The 18,639-nt window shown below is 67.9% G+C and carries 16 protein-coding genes; 11 read left to right on the top strand and 5 right to left on the bottom strand.

Features of this window, described 5'->3' with window-relative positions:
• The first annotated feature begins 34 nt into the window (after window positions 1-34).
• Together carA and CIW48_RS07985 are read left to right on the top strand one after the other, a co-directional pair.
• Window positions 35-1,267, top strand: a complete 1,233-nt coding sequence (carA, locus tag CIW48_RS07990; protein ID WP_149310340.1) for a glutamine-hydrolyzing carbamoyl-phosphate synthase small subunit — start codon at window positions 35-37, stop codon at window positions 1,265-1,267.
• A 271-nt stretch (window positions 1,268-1,538) separates the two neighbouring features.
• A complete protein-coding gene (locus CIW48_RS07985) occupies window positions 1,539-1,916 on the top strand; it encodes a hypothetical protein (RefSeq protein ID WP_149310339.1) in 378 nt (125 codons plus the stop codon).
• A gap of 31 nt (window positions 1,917-1,947) precedes the next feature.
• Here CIW48_RS07985 and CIW48_RS07980 read toward each other — a convergent pair whose 3' ends face one another.
• The gene (locus CIW48_RS07980; RefSeq protein WP_149310338.1) at window positions 1,948-2,382 is read right to left on the bottom strand and encodes a pseudoazurin; all 435 of its coding nucleotides are present in this window, start codon (window positions 2,380-2,382) and stop codon (window positions 1,948-1,950) included.
• A 308-nt stretch (window positions 2,383-2,690) separates the two neighbouring features.
• On the opposite strand from CIW48_RS07980, the gene carB reads away from it, so the two are divergent.
• The 7 genes from carB to CIW48_RS07945 all read left to right on the top strand — a co-directional run bounded on the left by carB (window position 2,691) and on the right by CIW48_RS07945 (window position 10,786).
• Window positions 2,691-6,164: a carbamoyl-phosphate synthase large subunit gene (carB, locus tag CIW48_RS07975; protein ID WP_149310337.1), complete on the top strand. Its 3,474-nt coding sequence runs from the start codon at window positions 2,691-2,693 to the stop codon at window positions 6,162-6,164.
• A gap of 90 nt (window positions 6,165-6,254) precedes the next feature.
• Window positions 6,255-6,731, top strand: coding sequence for a transcription elongation factor GreA (greA, locus tag CIW48_RS07970; RefSeq protein WP_173009222.1), 477 nt, complete (start codon window positions 6,255-6,257; stop codon window positions 6,729-6,731).
• 3 nt (window positions 6,732-6,734) lie between these two features.
• Window positions 6,735-7,235, top strand: a complete 501-nt coding sequence (locus CIW48_RS07965) for a hypothetical protein (protein WP_149310335.1) — start codon at window positions 6,735-6,737, stop codon at window positions 7,233-7,235.
• A gap of 51 nt (window positions 7,236-7,286) precedes the next feature.
• Window positions 7,287-8,336, top strand: a complete 1,050-nt coding sequence (locus CIW48_RS07960; protein ID WP_149310334.1) for a mitochondrial fission ELM1 family protein — start codon at window positions 7,287-7,289, stop codon at window positions 8,334-8,336.
• 14 nt (window positions 8,337-8,350) lie between these two features.
• Window positions 8,351-9,328 (top strand): thioredoxin-disulfide reductase, encoded by a 978-nt coding sequence (gene trxB / locus CIW48_RS07955; protein ID WP_149310333.1) that lies wholly within the window; start codon window positions 8,351-8,353, stop codon window positions 9,326-9,328.
• Between the two features lie 264 nt (window positions 9,329-9,592).
• Window positions 9,593-10,483 carry a LysR family transcriptional regulator gene (locus CIW48_RS07950; RefSeq protein ID WP_091779385.1) on the top strand — a complete coding sequence of 297 codons (891 nt, stop codon included), beginning with the start codon at window positions 9,593-9,595 and terminating at the stop codon, window positions 10,481-10,483.
• A 42-nt stretch (window positions 10,484-10,525) separates the two neighbouring features.
• On the top strand, window positions 10,526-10,786 hold the full coding sequence (locus CIW48_RS07945) for a YARHG domain-containing protein (RefSeq protein WP_091779383.1): 261 nt from the start codon (window positions 10,526-10,528) through the stop codon (window positions 10,784-10,786).
• Between the two features lie 111 nt (window positions 10,787-10,897).
• Here the strand turns inward: CIW48_RS07945 and msrP are convergent, their stop codons facing one another.
• The 4 genes from msrP to CIW48_RS07925 all read right to left on the bottom strand — a co-directional run bounded on the left by msrP (window position 10,898) and on the right by CIW48_RS07925 (window position 16,154).
• Window positions 10,898-11,851: a protein-methionine-sulfoxide reductase catalytic subunit MsrP gene (gene msrP / locus CIW48_RS07940; RefSeq protein WP_149310332.1), complete on the bottom strand. Its 954-nt coding sequence runs from the start codon at window positions 11,849-11,851 to the stop codon at window positions 10,898-10,900.
• Window positions 11,852-12,012: 161 nt separating this feature from the next.
• Window positions 12,013-13,767, bottom strand: coding sequence for an AMP-binding protein (locus CIW48_RS07935; protein ID WP_173009212.1), 1,755 nt, complete (start codon window positions 13,765-13,767; stop codon window positions 12,013-12,015).
• Between the two features lie 99 nt (window positions 13,768-13,866).
• A complete protein-coding gene (locus CIW48_RS07930; protein WP_149310331.1) occupies window positions 13,867-14,595 on the bottom strand; it encodes a hypothetical protein in 729 nt (242 codons plus the stop codon).
• 47 nt (window positions 14,596-14,642) lie between these two features.
• Window positions 14,643-16,154 carry a leucyl aminopeptidase gene (locus CIW48_RS07925; protein ID WP_149310330.1) on the bottom strand — a complete coding sequence of 504 codons (1,512 nt, stop codon included), beginning with the start codon at window positions 16,152-16,154 and terminating at the stop codon, window positions 14,643-14,645.
• Between the two features lie 182 nt (window positions 16,155-16,336).
• Between CIW48_RS07925 and lptF the strand changes: the two genes are divergently transcribed.
• Together lptF and lptG are read left to right on the top strand one after the other, a co-directional pair.
• Entirely contained in the window at window positions 16,337-17,488 is a 1,152-nt protein-coding gene (gene lptF, locus CIW48_RS07920) for an LPS export ABC transporter permease LptF (protein ID WP_149310329.1), read from the top strand.
• 8 nt (window positions 17,489-17,496) lie between these two features.
• Window positions 17,497-18,585: an LPS export ABC transporter permease LptG gene (lptG, locus tag CIW48_RS07915; protein ID WP_149310482.1), complete on the top strand. Its 1,089-nt coding sequence runs from the start codon at window positions 17,497-17,499 to the stop codon at window positions 18,583-18,585.
• Window positions 18,586-18,639: the final 54 nt, after the last annotated feature.

Genomic DNA, 18,639 nt, shown 5'->3' with positions numbered 1-18,639 from the left:
CCGCCTTCGGCCGGACATAAGCGAGACTCAGCCCATGCTGCAAGACGCCACCGCGCACGCCCCCGAGCTCCAGGCGCCCGAGCCCTGGGCCGAGCCGGTCGCGACGGCCCTGCTGGTTCTGGCCGATGGCACCACTCTGGAGGGCTTCGGAATCGGCCAGACCGGGGTGGCCGACGGCGAGGTCTGCTTCAACACGGCGATGACCGGCTATCAGGAGATCCTGACCGATCCATCCTATGCAGGCCAGATCGTCACCTTCACCTTCCCGCATATCGGAAATGTCGGCACCAACGACGAGGATCTGGAGAGCCTTGAAGCGGCGCCGGCCTCGGGGGTCCGCGGCGCCGTCCTCGCCTCGGCGGTGACGAAGCCGTCGAACTGGCGCTCCTCGTCGCATCTCGACGGCTGGCTCAAGGCCCGCGGCATCGTCGGCATCACGGGCATCGACACGCGGGCGCTGACAGCCCGCATCCGCGATCAGGGCATGCCGAACGCGGTGATCGCCAACGATCCCGAGGGCCAGTTCGACCGCGAGGCCCTGAAGGCCCGCGCGGCTGCGCTTGCGCCCATGGAGGGGCTCGACTTGGTGCCGCCGGTGACCAGCCGGGTGCCGTCGGAATGGTCGGAGACCGTATGGGCGCTCGGCGACGGCTACGGCAAGCGCGCGCCCGGCGGAGGCCTGAAGGTCGTGGCCATCGATTACGGCGTGAAGCGCAACATCCTGCGGCTGCTCGCCCAGGCGGGCTGCGACGTCACCGTGGTGCCGGCCACTACGACGGCCGAGGAGATCCTGGCGCTGAAGCCGGACGGCGTGTTCCTGTCCAATGGCCCCGGTGATCCGGCCGCCACCGGCACCTATGCGGTCCCGGTGATCCGCAAGCTGCTGGACGAGAAGGTGCCGACTTTCGGTATCTGCCTCGGCCACCAGCTCATGGGTCTCGCCCTTGGGGGACGGACCGTGAAGATGGGCCAGGGCCATCACGGCGCGAACCATCCGGTGAAGGACAAGACCACCGGGAAGGTCGAGATCGTCTCGATGAATCACGGCTTCGCGGTGGATCCCGACAGCCTGCCGAAGACGGCCGTGGAGACCCACGTCTCCCTATTCGACGGCTCGAATTGCGGCCTGACCCTGACCGACCGCCCGGCCTTCTCGGTACAGCACCATCCGGAGGCCTCTCCCGGTCCGCGCGACAGCCACTACCTGTTCGAGCGTTTCGTGACGCTGATGCGTTCAGGGGAGCCGGAGGCGACCAAGGACGCCTGATTGCGCTGCAGGTCGGGGTGCCCTTGGTCGATACGGCACTCCGTGATCGCCAGCGCAGCGAAGTGACCCAGTGCAGCTCACGGTCGTGAGGCCTGATGCCGCCCTTGTGTGATTCGCGGCGCTTGCAAGAACGGTCGGGTTCCGATCCCAATCGAGCCCCGCCAGGGCCATAAAATCCGCAGAATCTGACGGCTTATGGCCACCCACGACGGCCCGTGAACGGCAGCGCATCCGCGCTCGTCGGCGGCGGCCCGTCGCAGGGGATTGCCGGATGACCATCGACGAGGCGCGCGACGATTTCTCCCGCCTACACCGCAGCTTTACCTTCCATCTCGGCGTCGCCGCGGGCCTGTCCTGGCTGACCGCCCTCTATGCCTCCGTTTATGCCCCCTGGGTGCGCAACATCCGGGCTCTGATCGATCCGACCGATGGCCTCGACCGCGTCGAAAGCACGGTGTCCTACCTGTTCGCCATGCCGGCGGTCCTGGCCCTCGCCTGGGTCTCCGTCTATTTCGGCCGCGAGGCGCTGCGCCGCGCGCAGACGCTCTCGAACGTCGCCGTCGAGTTCGCGGCCGCTGCCGTCGTCGCCTTCGGCATGTTCTACCTCTCGATCGACCGGGCAGTCGCGGCGCTCTACGCCGGATTCTGAGACGGGGCGGCCCGCGACCACCCAGCCGTCGTTACTGCACTTTCTCGAACAACGGCTCGAATCGCTTGGCGGCCAGCTTGTTCTGCTGGACCGCCTTCGCCGTCTCTAGGTTGTCGGGCTTGTCGCCGACCTGGACGAGACCGACCATGCCCATGATGTAATGCGGCGCGCACTTGATGCCGTAGAGACCGGGCTTGTCGAAGGTTACGGTCTCCTCCTTGCCGACCACAGTCTTGAACGGCGCCACCCCATCGGGAGCCATGCCCTTGATCAGCTCGGCATTGTGCCCCTTGTCGGTCGGCACGAACCGGATCGTGTCGCCGGGCTGAATCTTCACGTAGGCAGGATCGAAGACCATCATCCCACCCGGACCACTATTCAGGGTCTTAATGGCAATTTCTACGGCGTTTGCGTCGCTGATCGAGCCGATCAAAAGCGTTGCGGCGAGTGATGCAAACTTGATCATCTTCAGTCTCGAATAAGTATGAGATCAATCGACGGATCTGCCGATCGCCAGAGCCTTATGAGCTGCCCCGTCGTGCGGCAAGATATCGATCGACTCCTGCGAGACTTTATAAATACTCCAGATTGGCGAGCCGACGCCGCATCCATGCGTCGGGCGCGCGGCCAGGTTGCACGGTTGTCCCGGCCTTCCAATACGCTCGTCGCCCGTGTAAACGCGGGGCTCAACGACAATCCCGCCACGCGCGTCCGGGAGCAGGGCTTCGATTGAGCCGTGCCCGATCGGGCGCGCTTGGCCTGAGAAGGCCGCAGATGCCCAAGCGCACCGACATCTCCTCCATCCTGATCATTGGTGCGGGTCCGATCATCATCGGACAGGCCTGCGAGTTCGACTATTCCGGCACCCAGGCCTGCAAGGCGCTCCGCGAGGAGGGTTACCGGATCGTTCTGGTGAACTCGAACCCCGCGACCATCATGACCGACCCGGACATGGCGGACGCGACCTATGTCGAGCCGATCACCCCCGAGATCGTCGCCAAGATCATCGAGAAGGAGCGCCCCGACGCCATCCTGCCCACGATGGGCGGCCAGACGGCGCTGAACTGCGCCCTGTCGCTGCAGAAGATGGGCGTGCTGGCCAAGTACGGTGTGCAGATGATCGGCGCGACGGCCGAGGCCATCGACAAGGCCGAGGACCGGAGCCTGTTCCGCGACGCCATGACCAAGATCGGGCTCGACACCCCGAAATCGGCGCTGGCCAACGCCTCGGCGGCCAAGAAGGCCGACCGTCAAGCCTATCTGGTGGAGATCGCCAGGATCGAGGCGGCTAACGCCGATCCGGCGGCGCGCCAGGCGGCGCTGGCGGCCTACGAGAAGAGCTGGGCCGCGGGCGAGACCGAGCGGCGCAAGCGCTATGGCGAGCACGCGATCGGTCAGGCCCTGATGGCGCTGGCCGAAGTCGGCCTGCCGGCGATCATCCGCCCGTCCTTCACCATGGGCGGCACCGGCGGCGGCATTGCCTACAACCGCGAGGAGTTCCTCGACATCGTCGAGCGCGGTATCGACGCGTCCCCGACCAACGAGGTGCTTATCGAGGAGAGCGTGCTCGGCTGGAAAGAGTACGAGATGGAGGTCGTCCGCGACAGAAACGACAACTGCATCATCGTCTGCTCCATCGAGAACATCGACCCGATGGGCGTGCACACGGGTGATTCGATCACCGTCGCCCCGGCGTTGACGCTGACCGACAAGGAATACCAGGTGATGCGCGACGCGTCGCTGGCGGTGCTCCGCGAGATCGGCGTCGAGACCGGCGGCTCGAACGTGCAATTCGCGATCAACCCCGAGAACGGGCGCATGATCGTGATCGAGATGAACCCACGCGTGTCGCGCTCCTCGGCGCTCGCCTCGAAGGCCACCGGCTTCCCGATCGCCAAGGTCGCGGCCAAGCTGGCGGTCGGCTACACGCTCGACGAGATCGCCAACGACATCACCGGCGGCGCGACGCCGGCCTCGTTCGAGCCGACGATCGACTATGTCGTTACGAAGATCCCCCGCTTCGCCTTCGAGAAATTCCCCGGCGCCGAGCCGACGCTGACCACCGCGATGAAGTCGGTGGGCGAGGCCATGGCGATCGGCCGCTGCTTCGCCGAGTCGCTGCAGAAGGCGCTCCGCTCGCTGGAGACGGGGCTGACTGGCCTCGACGACATCGAAATCGAGGGGCTCGGCAAGGGCGACGACCACAACGCCATCAAGGCCGCCATCGGCACCCCGACCCCGGACCGGCTCCTCAAGGTCGCGCAGGCCCTGCGCCTCGGAGTCAGCCACGAGCAGATCTACGCCTCCTGCAAGATCGATCCGTGGTTCCTGGAGCAGCTTCAGGCGATCATCGATTTGGAGAACCGGGTGAAGGCCCACGGCTTGCCGAAGACGGCAGGCGCCTTCCGCCAGCTGAAGGCCGCCGGATTTTCGGATGCCCGCCTCGCGGTGCTGGCCAAGACCGACGAGGCCGCCGTGAGCGCGGCCCGCCGGGTGCTCGCCGTGCGTCCGGTCTTCAAGCGGATCGACACCTGTGCGGCGGAGTTCAAGTCACCGACCGCCTACATGTACTCCACCTACGTGGCGCCCTTCGCCGGCACGGTTGCCGACGAGGCGTTCCCGAGCGACCGCAAGAAGGTCATCATCCTCGGCGGCGGCCCAAACCGGATCGGTCAGGGCATCGAGTTCGACTATTGCTGCTGCCACGCCTGCTTCGCGCTGTCGGACGCGGGCTACGAGACCATCATGGTCAACTGCAACCCGGAGACGGTCTCGACCGACTACGACACCTCGGACCGGCTCTATTTCGAGCCGCTGACCGCCGAGGACGTGCTGGAGATCATCGAGACCGAGCGGCAGGCCGGCACCCTGCACGGGGTGATCGTGCAGTTCGGCGGCCAGACGCCGCTGAAGCTCGCCCGCGCCCTTGAGGCCGCCGGCGTGCCGATCCTCGGCACCTCGCCCGACGCCATCGACCTCGCCGAGGACCGCGACCAGTTCAAGCGGCTCCTCGACAAGCTCGCGATGAAGCAGCCGAAGAACGGCATCGCCTACTCGGTGGAGCAGGGGCGCCTGGTCGCGGCCGATCTCGGCTTGCCCTTCGTGGTGCGCCCGAGCTACGTGCTCGGCGGCCGCGCCATGGCGATCATCCGCGACGAGACGCAGTTCGCCGATTACCTCCTCGACACGCTGCCGAGCCTGATCCCCTCCGAGGTCAAGGCTCGCTACCCGAACGACAAGACCGGCCAGATCAACACGGTGCTGGGCAAGAACCCGCTCCTGTTCGACCGCTACCTCTCGGACGCCGTCGAGGTCGACGTCGACGCGGTTTGCGACGGCAAGGACGTGTTCATTGCCGGCATCATGGAGCACATCGAGGAGGCTGGCATCCATTCCGGCGACTCGGCCTGCTCGCTGCCGCCGCGCTCCCTGTCGCCCGAGACCGTGGACGATCTGGAGCGCCAGACCAAGGCCATGGCGCTGGCGCTGAACGTCGTCGGCCTGATGAACGTCCAGTACGCCATCAAGGACGGGGTCATCTACGTGCTGGAGGTGAACCCGCGGGCGTCGCGCACCGTGCCGTTCGTCGCCAAGGTCATCGGCGAGCCGATCGCCAAGATCGCGGCGCGGATCATGGCGGGCGAGCCGCTCGCGGCCTTCGGCTTGAAGCCGAAGACGCTGCCGCACATCGCCGTGAAGGAAGCGGTCTTCCCCTTCGCGCGCTTCCCTGGCGTCGACGTGCTGCTCGGCCCGGAGATGCGCTCCACCGGCGAGGTGATCGGTCTCGATACCAGCTTCGGCGTGGCCTTCGCCAAGAGCCAGCTCGGCTCGGGCACGCAGGTGCCGAAGGCGGGCGCCGTGTTCGTCTCCGTGCGGGACGCCGACAAGGCCCGCATCCTGCCGACCATGAAGCTGCTGTCCGATCTCGGCTTCACCATCCTGGCGACCGGCGGCACGCAGCGCTATCTCGTCGAGAACGGCGTTCCAGCTGAGCGGATCAACAAGGTTCTCGAAGGCCGGCCGCACGTGGTCGACGCGATCAAGAATGGAGGGATCCATCTCGTGCTGAACACCACCGAGGGGGCCGGCGCCCTGTCGGACTCGCGCTCACTCCGGCGCGCGGCCCTCTTGCATAAGGTGCCGTATTACACCACTCTAGCCGGCGCGATGGCCGCGGCCGAGGGGATCAAGGCCTATCTAGAAGGCGATCTCAAGGTCCGTGCCTTGCAGGAATACTTCGCAGCCTGAACCTCAGGGTTCCGCTGACTTCATTTCGTGGCCCGGAGGGAGTGCTACACTCTCGGCCGGGCCTCTTCATTGTGGCGCGAGACGATGGCGATAGACAAGGTTCCGATCACGGTGCGCGGGCTCGCAGCCCTCGAAGAGGAGCTGAAGCACCGCCAGCAGGTGGAGCGCCAGCGCATCATCCAGGCGATCGCGGAAGCCCGTGCGCTGGGCGACCTGTCGGAGAACGCCGAGTATCACGCCGCCAAGGAAGCGCAGTCGCACAACGAGGGCCGCGTCCTCGAGCTGGAGAGCATGATCGCGCGGGCCGAAGTGATCGACGTCACGAAGCTCTCGGGCGACAAGATCAAGTTCGGCGCCACCGTGAAGCTCGTCGACGAGGACACGGAGGAGACGAAGACCTACCAGATCGTCGGCGAGCCGGAGGCCGACGTGCGGTCCGGCCGCGTCTCAATCACCTCGCCGATCGCCCGCGCGCTGATCGGCAAGGGTGTCGGCGACACGGTCGAGGTCACGACGCCGGGCGGCGGAAAGTCCTACGAGGTCGTTGCCGTCCAGTACGGCGCCTGAGCCATGCGCCCGCGTTTCTGGGGCCGGCTCGCCGGCCTCCTCCTCGGCGCCGTCGCCGGATCCGCGACGGCGAGCGATTTTCCCGCGACGCCGTTCTTCTCCGACATCCGCGTCGATGTCCGGCCCCTTCTCGATAAGGGCGGGGGCCTCCAGGCCGAGGCGCTGGCGGCCGACCTGACGGAGGCTCTCCGGAAGAACTTCGCCGGCCGGATCGGCGGTCGCGGGCCGCGCCTCGTCGTGGTGGTGAGCAGCCTGTCGCTGCGGCCCTATACCGGCAGCGGCGCTCGGCCGGGCTTAGGCGGCAACTTCCAGACGGATTACATGGAGGGCGAGGCGCTGCTTGTCGGACCAAGGGGCCAGGTGCTCGGGCGCTACCCGCAGATGACCACGACGCCGTCGAGCTATGGCGGTGCGTGGTACGATTCCCAATTCGAGCAGCGCCGACTGGCCGCCATTGCAGACATCTATGCCCAATGGCTCGCCCGCGATCTGCCGCGGGATTAGAGAGGGGCCGCCTGCCCCGGCCGGCGGTGCGGGGCGTTTCCGGTGAGGAGCATGGCAAGCATCGACATGTCGGAGGCGCAGACCGCGCCGCTGAGCCGCCTGGACCCGCGGCATCAGCACCTGCCCGAACTCGCCCGCGCCCGCGCCTGGATCGTCACTGACGGAAAGGCCGGCGACGAGAATCAATGTGTCGGCATCGCCGAGACCTTGGGCCTCGCCTACGAGATTCGCCAGGTACCGGCCTCGGGACCGTTCGGCTGGATGGCACCCTGGGGACCGATTGATCCCCGCGAGGGGCCGCGCCGCCGCGCCGGCGCTTTGTCGGGCCCCTATCCCGATATCCTGATCGCCTCCGGGCGGCGATCCGTCCCGTACCTGCGGGCGGTGCGGCGCGCCACGGGCGGCCGGACCTTCACGGCGTTCCTCAAGGATCCGCGCACCGGCGCGGACAGCGCCGACTTCATCTGGGTGCCGGATTATGATGACCTGCGCGGACCCAACGTCTTCACCACGCTGACGGCGCCGCACTTGGTGACGGCGGCACGCCTGGCGCAAGCCCGAGCTCGCCCGGATCCACGCCTCGCGCGCCTGGACGGGCCGCGGGTGGCGGTCCTGGTCGGCGGCGACAGCCGACACCTGAGCTACCGCAAGACCGACATGATCCGCCTCGTGGAGGATCTGCGCGGGCTCGCCGCGCAGGGCTGCCGGCTGATGGTGACGATCTCCCGCCGGACGCCGAACCCGCTCCGGGACGCCGTAAGGGCGCTCGCGTCCGACACCGGCGGCTTCCTCTGGGACGGCACCGGCGACAATCCCTACGTCGCCATGCTGGCCCTCGCCGAGGCAATCGTGGTCACCTCCGATTCGGCCAACATGGTGAGCGAGGCCGTGTCCACCGGCGCGCCGGTCCTGCTGTTCGACCTGCCGCGCACCTATATCCGGCATCGACGAATGTTCGCCGGGCTGGCGATTGCCGGAGCCCTGCGGCCGTTCACCGGTCAGTTGGCGGATCTGACGTACAAGCCGATCGACGCGACGCCGGTGATCGCGCAAGCGCTCGCCGACGCATATGCTGCGCGCCGCGCAGCCGGACCGGCCTGAGGAGACCGAGATAGATGGCCCACACCCACGCCAAGCTCGTGATCATCGGCTCGGGACCGGCGGGCTACACGGCGGCGATCTACGCGGCCCGCGCCATGGTCGAGCCGCTGCTGATCTCCGGCTTCCAGCCGGGTGGCCAGCTGATGATCACCACGGATGTCGAGAACTACCCGGGCTTCGCCGAGGCGATCCAGGGGCCGTGGCTCATGGAGCAGATGCGCCTCCAGGCCGAGCATGTCGGCACGCGGATCGTCTCGGAATACATCACGAAGGTCGATCTCACGCAGCGGCCGTTTCGCCTTGAGGCCGATTCCGGCGAGACCTATTCCTGCGATGCTCTGATCATAGCCACCGGCGCCCAGGCCAAGTGGCTCGGCATTCCCTCCGAGGCGGCCTTCCAGGGCGGCGGTGTCTCGGCCTGCGCCACCTGCGACGGGTTCTTCTTCCGTGGCAAGGAGGTCGTGGTGGTCGGCGGCGGGAACACCGCGGTCGAAGAGGCCCTATACCTCGCCAACATCGCCAGCAAGGTGACGGTGGTCCACCGCCGCGACAGCTTTCGCGCCGAGCGGATCCTGCAGGAGCGCCTGTTCAAGCACCCGAACGTCGAGGTGCTCTGGCACCGCGAGATCGCCGAGATCTGCGGCGTGCAGAAGCCTGCGCCGAACGTGACCCATGTCCGCCTCAAGGATCCGCGCTCGGGCGAGCTCAGCGAGGTGAAGGCCGACGGCGTTTTCGTGGCGATCGGCCACCAGCCGGCGACCGCGATCTTCGAGGGGCAGCTGCCGATGCGCCATGGCGGCTACCTGACCGTGAGGCCCGGCACCACCGAGACCGAAATCCCGGGCGTGTTTGCGGCCGGCGATGTCACGGACGACGTCTACCGCCAGGCGATCACCGCCGCCGGCATGGGCTGCATGGCGGCGCTGGAAGCGGAGAAGTTCCTCGCCAATTTGGAGATCGGCGAGAGCCCGGTCCAGGCTGCAGCGGAATGACGACAGAGCAGGCTTTCGCGCGCAGTGCCGAGGCCGGCTCATCATTTCAACAACTTCCCGCCTCTTCCGCTTGCGCAGAACCATGCGCCGTGCGCATAGGAGTGCTGACTGCGCCGGGATGCACCGATTGCATGCCCGCGCGGTGCCGCGAGCGGTCATCCGTGCGTCGGCGCCGCGCAGTTCGCCCGGTGATCTGCCTTCCGCTTCGTGCCCGCCGTATTTCCGGGTGCGACCCGCGGGCGCGCGCTGGTAGGGGTTCACGCCTTGGACTGGGACAAGATCCGGATCTTCCTCAACGTCGCTGAGGCGGGGAGCTTCACCAAGGCGGGTGACGATATCGGGCTCAGCCAATCGGCAGTGAGTCGCCAGATCAGCGCCCTGGAGCGCGAGTTGAAGGCGCCGCTGTTCCACCGCCATGCCCGTGGCCTGCTGCTGACCGAGCAGGGCGATCTGCTGTTTCGTGCCGCCCGGGACATGAAGCTGCGCCTGGAGAATACCCGCGCGCGGCTCGTGGAGACCTCCGAGCGCCCGACCGGTGACCTCAAGGTCACTACCACCGTCGGGCTCGGCACATCCTGGCTGTCGCAGCGGGTGGGCGAGTTCCTCGACCTCTACCCGGATGTGCGCATCGAGCTGATTCTCACCAACGAGGAACTCGATCTCGCCATGCGCGAGGCCGACGTGGCGATCCGCATGCGTCGGCCAGCCCAGCCGGACCTGATCCAGCGGCGGCTCTTTACCGTGCACTACCACGCCTTCGCGAGCCCGGATTACGTGAAGCGCTTCGGCGAGCCCAAGACCATCGAGGAACTCGACGATCACCGCCTCGTCTCCTTCGGCGGCAATGAGCCCTCCTATCTGCTCGCCGCCCATTGGCTGGCCGATGCCGGCCGAGAGGGCCGCGACCGGCGCCAGGTCCACCTGACGGTGAACAATATCGGCGCCCTGCAGCGTGCGATGGAAGCCGGCGCCGGCATCGGCATCCTGCCCGATTACGCGGTGGATGGCGGCCAGCAACTCGTGCAGGTGCTGCGCGAGACCGAGATGCCGAGCCTTGAGAGCTACCTCGTCTATGCGGAGGAGATGCGCTCAGTCGCCCGGGTCCAGGCGTTCCGCGACTTCCTCGTCTCGAAGGCGCAGCGCTGGACCTACTGAGCGTCAGATGCTTGATCTCGGCTTTTTCACGGAGACGACTCGATGCGTGCTGGCCTCTACGCTCTGATCCTCGTCGCCGGATCGACCGGTGCCATGGCGAATGACTGCGCGGAAGCTTGGTATCAGCGCAATCTGATCTACAAGCAGGCCGGATACTGCTTCAGCACGCCGCGGGCCATCCGGACCTTCGGCAATGCAGGTTGCCAGTACGACGCTATGGATCGGGTTCCGCTCTCACGCCAGGAGCAGTCGGCCGTGGCGGAACTGCAGGCCTTCGAGCGGACCCATGCCTGCCCGCGTTAGAGCGTGCTCCGCCAAATCCGAAATAGGTCCGACCCAGGGACCTGAGTCGCGACAGGCACTGGGAGGCACGCGCGATCCGGCGCGACTCCCGCTGCCGCGGCCGGGCAGCGCTCACACGAATAGGCGTTCGCCCTCGAGCCCCTTGTAGAGACCCGCAACCTGCTCGCCGTAGCCGTTGTAGATCAACGTCGGCACCCGCTGGTCGGTCCCGAGGACGCGCTCCGTCGCCTGGCTCCAGCGCGGATGCGGCACGGCCGGGTTCACGTTGGCCCAGAAGCCGTACTCGGAAGCCTGCAGCCCCTCCCAGAAGGTCTTCGGCCGGTCTGCGGTGAACGAGACCTTCACCAGCGACTTCGCCGATTTGAACCCGTATTTCCAAGGCACCGCGACACGGATCGGCGCCCCGAACTGGTTGGGCAGCGGCTTGCCGTAGATCCCCGTGACCATAAAGGCGAGGTCGTTGCCGGCCTCCGTGAGGGTCAGGCCCTCCGTGTAGGGCCAGGGATAGAAGAAGGCCCGCTGGCCGGGCGCCATCGCCTTGTCCATGAAGGTTTCGAAGCGGATGTACTTCGCGCCGCCGGTGGGCTTCGCGAGGGCCACGAGCTTCGCCAGCGGGAAGCCGGTCCAGGGCACCGCCATGGACCACGCCTCGACGCAGCGGTGCCGATAGAGCCTCTCCTCGAGGCCGACCTTCCGGATCAGGTCGTCGACGCCGATCTCGAACGGCTTCTCCACGAGACCGTCGATCTTCAGGGTCCAGGGCTGCGTCTTGAGGGCGTTGGCGGCCGGCAGAACCGTCTTCGACGTGCCGAATTCGTAGAAATTGTTGTAGTCGGCGCTGAAACGCTCCGGGGTCAGGGGCCTGTCGAGCGTATAGGCCGGGTTCTGCGGCGCCGGGTAGGACGCCTGGTCGCCCGTGGCCGCCCAGGCCGCGCGGCCGCCCAGGAGCGAGCCCGCCACGAGCCCGACCGCGCCGCCGATCAGGCCCCGCCGATTGAGGAAGACGGCCTCCGGCGTCGCCAGATGTTCTGGAATCTCCCAACCGCACTTGCGCCTGATCAACATGGCCGTCTCCTCGGATATTCCGCGCACCCAACTCACAGATCGGCCACGGCCGACAGGGGTTCAAGCGCCGCAGCCTTACCTTTCGGCGACCGTCACAGCAGGGTTACGCCGCCGACGAGCGGCACCCGGACGCAGGCACGCGCGAGGCGATCGGCCGACGATCAGGCTGGCGGCGTCTCGTCCCGCAGCATCCGCCGCAGCACCTTGCCGACATTGGTCTTCGGCAGTGTCTCGTGGAGCACCACGCGGCGGGGCACCTTGTAGCCGGTGAGCTGAGTGCGCGCATGGACCCGCAGGGCGTCGATGGAGACCGACGGATCCTTCAGGACGACATGGGCCACGACCATCTCGCCGGTCTCCTCGCTCGGGGCGCCGACCACCGCGCATTCGAGTACCGCCGGATGGGCCGCCAGAACGTCCTCGACCTCGTTGGGATAGACGTTGAAGCCGGAGACCAGGATCATGTCCTTCATCCGGTCGACGATCCGGATCTGGCCATCCGCCTGCAGGATCGCGACGTCCCCGGTCCGGAAGAACCCGTCCGGAGTCATGGCCCGGGCCGTCTCCTCCGGCCGGTTCCAGTAGCCGCGCATCACCTGGGGCCCGCGCACGCAGATCTCGCCTGGTTCGCCGACCGGGACCGGCCGACCGGAGAGATCGCGGATCGATACTTCGGTGGAGGGCAGCGGGTAGCCGATCGTGCCGGAGAAATCCTGCATCCCCCGCGGATTGACGCAGACGACCGGCGAGGTCTCGGACAGGCCGTAGCCCTCGATAATCGTGTTGCCGGTCAGGGCCTTCCAGCGCTCGGCCACGGCCCGCTGGACGGCCGTGCCGCCGCCGACCACGAAGTCGAGATTGGCGAAGTCGACGGTGCCGATCTTCGGGTGGTTGATGAGCACGTTGAACAGGGTGTTCACACCCATCAGGTGCGTGAAGCGGGTGCGGCTCAGCGTCCTCACCATGCCGTCACAATCGCGCGGATTGGGGATCAGGAGGCAGGATCCGCCGCTTCGCATGAACTGGAAGAAGCACGCGGTGAGCGCGAAGATGTGGTAGAGCGGCAGGGCCGTGACCACGCAGCGCGTAACGCTCGGATCCTTCGAGTTGAACCAGAGCTGCGACTGCTCGACATTCGCCATGATGTTGCGATGGCTCAGCATCGCCGCCTTGGCGATGCCGGTGGTCCCGCCGGTATATTGCAGGAAAGCGAGATCCTCCGGTTCGACCGGGACAGAGGCCCGCGGCATCGACCGGCCCCGGCGCAGGACGGTGGCGAAGGGAGTCGCGAGGCCGTCCGGCAGCCGGAACGGCGGCACCGCCTTCCGGACGTGCCGACTGGCGAGAGTGATCACCTGCCCCTTGAGCCCAAGTCCATCGCCCGGTCCCACGAGGACGACCCGCTCCAGAGCCACCTCCGGTAGGGCCGCCGCGACCGTAGCGCCGAAATTCTCGAGGACGATCAGGATCCGCGCGCCGGAATCGTTGATCTGCTGCGCGCATTCGCGGGGCGTGTAGAGCGGGTTGGTGTTGACCACGGTCCCGCCGGCCAGGAGGATGCCGAAAATCGCCACCGCGTAGGCGGGGATGTTCGGCAGCATGATCGCGACGCGGTCGCCCTTCGCCAGGCCCTGCCCCTTCAGCCAGGCAGCGAAGTCGCGCGCCTGCTGACCGAGCGTCGCGTAGGTCATGGTCGAGCCGAAGCACAGCATCGCAGGCCGATCCGCGAAGGCCGCCATGCTGGATTCGAACAAGTCGACCAGGGTCCCGAGGCCTGCCACGTCGATCTCCGCCGGAACTCCGGGCGGGTAGGCGGTCAGCCAAGGTCGATCGGAGAACCCGTTGCCGGGCGCATCCGGCAACTTTCCGGCCGCAGCGGCTTGAGCGCCGTGCTCGATCACGTTCGCCTCATGCATCGCGATGCCTCCCGCGGGCCCGACTCTCGGTGGCCGAGTCCCGCAACGCCTGTCGCGACGACTCTGCGGGAACGGCGGCCGGCCCGCAAGGAGGCGGGCTCAGGCGACCGGACGATGCCTGCGCAATGTCGCGAGCGCCGTGTGCGGCAGCGCGGCGGCGATCAGAAGAAGGGCGGCGAGGCCGGCCTCGTCCGGCCGCAGCGCCCGCTTCGGCCAGGGTCCGAATCCCAGATCGGCGGCGAGGCCGACGATAGCGGCGCCGAACCACAGGGTCAGGAAGGCGAGCGCGCCGAAGCCGATTCGGCGCAGGCTCGGCCGCAGCGGCCGATTCGCCGCGACCGCGAACAGTCCCAGGATGCCGCCGAACAGCAGGGCCGCCACGGCGGCACCGAGGCCATAGGCCAGCCAGAGCGGCTGGTGGGTGAGGAAGGCCATCCCACCGGTTGCGAAGGCGCCGCGTAATATGATGCCGCCGAAGGTCGGGTAGAGCCCGGCTGCGGCGAGTGCGGCCGCCCCGGCGAAGCCGAACACGGCCCGCCGCGTCACCGAGGCCGGTCCAGGCTCAGCCGCGACCAGCGCGAGATGTCCGAGCCCGTAGATGAGGGCGAAGGCGAAGAGCGGGTAGCGGCCGATGAAGTAGCCGAAGATCCAGGGCTCCGCCGCCTCCGGCACGGCGGAGTGCTGGCTCACGCCGGTGGCGACCACGAGGGCGAGGACCGCCAGCATCGCGAGGATCGGCCCCGACGCAGCCAGAAGACCGCCGCGGCGCCCGGGTGTTTGTGCGCCCGAGCGGGCCTGATCGGGCGCGGCGTAGGCTTGCGCGGCCATGCTCAGATGTCCCAGGACGGGTGCCGGGTGCGGACCGCCGATGCGACCTACCGCGCCTCGTAATGGTCGCGGATCAGGCGGTCGAGGAGGCGCACGCCCCAGCCCGCGCCCCAGCTGCGGTTGATCTCGCTGGCGTTCGACGACATCGCCACCCCGGCGATATCGAGATGCGCCCACGGGACGTCCTCGACGTAGCGCTTGATGAACGAGGCCGCGGTAGCAGCGCCGCCGTGGCGGCCGCCGGTGTTCTTCATGTCTGCGAACTTGGAATCGATCGCCTTGTCGTAGGCGGGAATCAGCGGCATGCGCCAGACCTTCTCGCCGGTCGCCTCGCCGGCGGCGCTGATGTTGCCCGCCAGCGTGTCGTCGTTCGAGAACATCCCGGCGATGTCCTGGCCCAGTGCCACGATGATCGCGCCCGTCAGTGTCGCGAGGTCGACGATCGCCTTCGGCTTGGTGCTGCGGACGACGTGGGTGATCACGTCGGCCAGCACCAGCCGGCCCTCGGCGTCGGTGTTGATCACCTCGATGGTCTGCCCGGACATCGAGGTCAGGATGTCGGAGGGACGGTAGGACCCGCCGTCCGGCATGTTCTCCACGATGCCGATGGCACCCACCACGTTGCAGCGCGCCTTGCGCGCGGCGAGCGCGTGAAGGGCCCCGACGACCGCGGCCGCGCCGCCCATGTCGCCCTTCATGTCTTCCATGCCCCCGCCGGGCTTGATCGAGACGCCGCCGGAATCGAAGACGACGCCCTTGCCGATCAGGGCCACCGGCGGCTCGGCGGCGGGACCGCCGTTCCAGCGCATGATCACGATCCGCGGTTCCCGGGCCGAGCCCTGTGCCACGGCCAGCAGCGCGCCCATGCCGAGTTCCCGCATCCGGGCCGGCTCCAGCACCTCGATCTCGACGCCGAGCTTGGCAAGCTCGGACGCGCGCCGGGCGAATTCCTCCGGGAAGAGGACGTTCGGCGGCTCGTTCACGAGGTCGCGCGCCAGAATCACGCTGTCCGCGAGGCTGCGGGCGCCCTCGCCCGCGCGCGCTGCCGCTCCGTGATCGGCGAGTAGCAGGGTGAGCGCGGTGCCGGACTTGTCGTCGGCGTCGGGCTTCTTCTTGGTCTTGTAACGGTCGAACGTGTAGGTGCGCAGGCGCGAGCCGAGGGCGAAATCGCCGGCCTGCGCCGCCGTGACCGTGGTCCCCGGCCAGTCGAGAACGACCCGGGCGGTGCGCCCCACGACCTTGCCGGCGGTGAAGCCGCCGAGCGCCGGCCAGTCGGTCTTGGCCCTGTCCTTGTCGGAGCCCAGGCCCACGACCACGAGGCGGTCGGCGTTGATGCCGGACGGCGCCGGCAGGCTCAGAGCCGTCAGCGAGCGGCCCTTGAACTTCTCGGACGCCGCTGCGCGGGCCACGAGATCCGCCCCGGCGGCGCCCAGCGCCTCACGGGCCGCCGATCCGAACGTCAGGTCGTCGCCGACGAAGACCACGAGATCGCCGGATCCACCCGGGCCGTGGCCGCCCTGCTCCAGGGGGCCGAAACCGATCTCGATACCGTCCGCCATACCCGTCGCCCTGCCCGTTATCCCGGAGCCGTACTACGCACCTGCGCTGCTGCGCCGGTCATCCGCCCTGTGTAGCCGCTGAGACGGAGAACGCAACGCGGCGCGTCAGCCCTGGAATCGCCCCTTTTGTCGGGTCCCTGCCACCTTGAGGGCGCGAGAGGACGAGCGGGACTGCCGGGCCGATGAGGCAGATCGAGCGCTACATCTTTCGGATCGCCCTGGGCGCCACCCTCGCCTGCCTGGTCGGGCTGACCGGCACGATCTGGTTGACGCAGGCCCTGCGCGAACTCGACCTCGTGACCGCCAAGGGCCAGACCCTGCTGGTCTTCCTCTTCGTGACGGGCCTGTCGCTGCCGACGCTGATCGTCGTGATCGCGCCCGTCGCCCTGTTCATCGGGACGATCTACGCCCTCAACAAATTGAACGGCGATTCCGAGCTGATCGTCATGTCGGCGGCCGGGATGCCGCCGCGGTCGCTCCTGCGGCCCTTCCTGACCCTTGCGCTGTTCGTCAGCTTCCTCGTGGGGTTCCTGGTCGTCGTGGTGATGCCCGCGAGCTTTCAGGAGTTGCGCGACGTCATCACCCGGGTCCGCGGCGACTTCATCGCGAATGTCGTCAAGGAGGGGCAGTTCACTCAGCTCGACAACGGAATCACCTTCCATTTCCGCGAGCGCGGACCGGGGGGCACCCTGAAGGGGCTGTTCATCCAGGACCGGCGGGAGGCAGGCAAGACAAAGGTCTATCTCGCCGAGCGCGGCAATGCCGCCGATGTCGAGGGGCAGAGCTACCTGATCCTGGAGAATGGCAGCGTCCATCAGCAGCAGAAGGACTCGCGCGATTCCTCGATCCTGACCTTCGAACGCTACACGATCGACCTCGCCGCCTTCGCGCCCCCGGATTCCGACACGATCTACAAGCCGCGCGAGCGCTCGACGGCGCAGCTGCTTTTCCCCGACACGACGGAGGGCTATTACAAGTTGCAGAAGGGGCGGTTCCGCGCCGAACTGCACGACAGGCTCTCCGCCTGTCTCTACCCGCTGGCCCTGGTCTTCATCGCCTTCGCGGCCCTGGGCGATACCCGCACGACCCGGCAGGGGCGCGGCGTTGCGATCGCCGGCGCGATTGTCGCCGTCGTGGCCCTGCGCATCGGCGGCTTCGCGGCGGTCAGCGCCGCTGCGCGCAGCCCCGCGGCGGTCGTGGCGGTCTACGGCGTGCCGCTGCTCGCGATCCTCCTGTCGAGCCTTCTGATCTTCTACGGACCCCGGGTGCGCGCGTTCAACGCGGCCCTCGTCCGCGGCCGGTTCCGCGGCCCGCGCCTCGCGCCGGCGGCCTGAGTCCGATGTTGCTGATCGGCCCCACCCTCGGGCGGTACTTCGCGGCCCGGTTCCTCCGCACGGTGCTCGGCGTCTTCGTCACCGTGTTCGCGCTGGTCTACACCCTCGACTTCGTCGAGCTGCTCCGCCGCGCTGGCGAGGCCCAGGGCGCCTCCGCGGGGCTGATGGCGCAGCTCTCGCTCTACCGCACCCCCGCGGTGGCGGAGGGCGTCTTGCCGTTCGCGGTCCTGTTCGGCTCGATGGCGGCCCTGCTCCAGCTCTCGCGCAAGCTGGAGCTGGTGGTCGCCCGCGCGGCCGGGATCTCGGCCTGGCAGTTCCTGCAGCCCGGCTTCTTCGTGGCGCTCACCCTCGGCGCACTGGCAGTCGGGATCTACAACCCGGTCTCGGCGATGCTGAAGCAGCGCTCGACCGAGATCGAGGCGAAGATCTTCGCCAAATCCACCAAGGCCGGCTCGGGCAAGGACCTCTGGATCCGCCAGAAGGGGCTCGACGGCGAGGCGATCCTCCGTGCCGAGACGGCCATCGAGGGCACGACCACCCTGGCGGGGGTGTCGATCTTCACCTTCGATGCTTCCGGCAAGTTCGCGGAGCAACTCGCCGCCGCCCGCGCCACGCTCCACGACGGCTATTGGGAACTCTCCGATGTGCGCGTTCTCACACCGGACGCACCGCCTGAGTCGTTCGACACCTACCTGATCGCCTCGAACCTCGACCCCGGACAGGTGCGGCAGCGCTTCACCCCACCGGAATCTGTGCCTTTCTGGCAACTTCCCACAACCATCGCGCGGACCGAGCGGGCCGGCTTGGACGCAACCCGGTACCGACTTCAGTACGATGTTCTGTGGGCAAGGCCGGTTCTGTTCGTGGCCATGGTTATCGTCGCCGCAACCGTTTCCTTACGGTTCTTCCGCTTTGGTGGTGTCGGAAAACTCGTCCTGGGTGGCGTTGCGGCCGGCTTCGCTCTCTACGTGGTCCGACAGGTCATGGAGGGGCTCGGGGCGTCCGGACTCGTCGCCGCACCGGTGGCGGCCTGGTTCCCGGCCGTGGTAGGCAGTCTTCTCGGTACGCTCACGCTTCTGTACCAGGAAGACGGCTGACTTCCGCGATCCTTCGCGGGACGGGAGACGGGTGTTGAGGTTGGTGGCGGCAGA

The sequence above is a fragment of the Methylobacterium sp. P1-11 genome, from assembly GCF_008329595.1.
GTDB lineage: Bacteria > Pseudomonadota > Alphaproteobacteria > Rhizobiales > Beijerinckiaceae > Methylobacterium.
This window is presented reverse-complemented; position numbering and strand designations above follow the sequence as displayed.